Annotated in this window: 1 pseudogene; it reads left to right on the forward strand. The window is 71.1% G+C overall.

The window, feature by feature from the left end:
- Positions 1–12 precede the first annotated feature (12 nt).
- Positions 13–1,222: pseudogene (locus ACFOWE_RS33815) on the forward strand (IS701 family transposase).
- Positions 1,223–1,351 lie beyond the last annotated feature (129 nt).

Here is a 1,351-nt window from a genome sequence, read left to right on the forward strand (position 1 = left end):
CATCGTCAATGCGTGACGTGCGCTCTGACCTACGATCTCGTCGTGTCCTGGGATACGGAACTGACCGCGCTGACCACGCATCGCCGGCCCCCTGTTCACCCGGCCCGAACCCCGCCAGGCCTTCGCCGACCTGGTCCGCGCCCTGCTGGCCGACGTACCCCGCAAGAACTCCTGGCAGCTGGCCGACCACATCGGGCACACCACCGCCCATCGGTTCGAGCACCTGCTGGACCGCGCGAAATGGGACGCCGACGCCTTGCGCGACGAGGTCCGCTCCTACGTGATCGCGCACCTGGGCCGCGCCGACGGCGTGCTGATCGCCGACGACACCAGCGCGATCAAGAAGGGCCGGATGTCCGTCGGCATGGCCGGCCAGTACTGCGGCCTGACCGGCCAGGTGGAGAACTGCCAGGTCATGCCCATGCTCACCTACGCCTCCGCCGCCGGGCACGCGTTCGTCAACCGGCGCCTGTACCTGCCCGAGTCCTGGACCGGTGATCCGCAGCGGCGGGCCCGGGCCGGGGTGCCCGAGCACGTCGCCTTCCGCACCAAACCCCAGCTGGTGATCGACATGCTCACCGAGGAGCTCGCGGCCGGCACCCCGTTCCGCTACCTGTGCGCCGATGCCGCCTACGGCCGCGACCCGCATCTGCGCGCGTTCTGCCACGAACGACAGATCTCCTACGTGATGGCGGTCCCCATCGACCTGCCCCTGGTCGCCGCCCGCGGCGAGGTCGAGCCGGTCGGGCATGTGCTGGACCGCATCCTGGCCCTCGGCCGGGCCGGGGTCTGGGAGCGCCGCTCGTGCGGGGCCGGCACCAAGGGCCTGCGCGTCTACGACTGGACCGCGGTGTCCGCTGCCGTGGCCGGGCAGGCGCCCGCGCCCGGACACGCGCACACGCTGCTGATCCGCCGCTCCGTCAGCGTTCCGACGGAGGTGGAGTTCTTCCTGGCCCACGCCCCGGCTCACGTCCCGGTCCCCGAGCTGATCGACGCGGCCGGGATGCGCTGGAAGATCGAGGAGAACAACGAGCACGGCAAGGACCTGCTCGGCCTGACCTCCTATCAGGTGCGTAAGTGGACCCCGTGGCATCGGCACGTCACCATCGCCATGCTCGCGCTGGCGTTCCTGGCCGCCATGCGCGCCGCCCTGCCCGCTGACGCCGACGAGACCGCCGGCAAGGGAAAAGACCGCCTGCTTCTGGAGGCGCCGGCGGGCTGAGGCTCGTGCGGCTCTCACTCGCCGAGATCCGCCGCGTCCTGGCCCGTCTGCTCATCCCGGCGGCCAACGCCATCGATCACGTCCTGGCCTGGTCACACTTCCGGCGACTCCACCAGACCCGTGCTCTGA

It is taken from the genome of Planomonospora corallina, assembly GCF_042650625.1.
GTDB lineage: Bacteria > Actinomycetota > Actinomycetes > Streptosporangiales > Streptosporangiaceae > Planomonospora_B > Planomonospora_B corallina.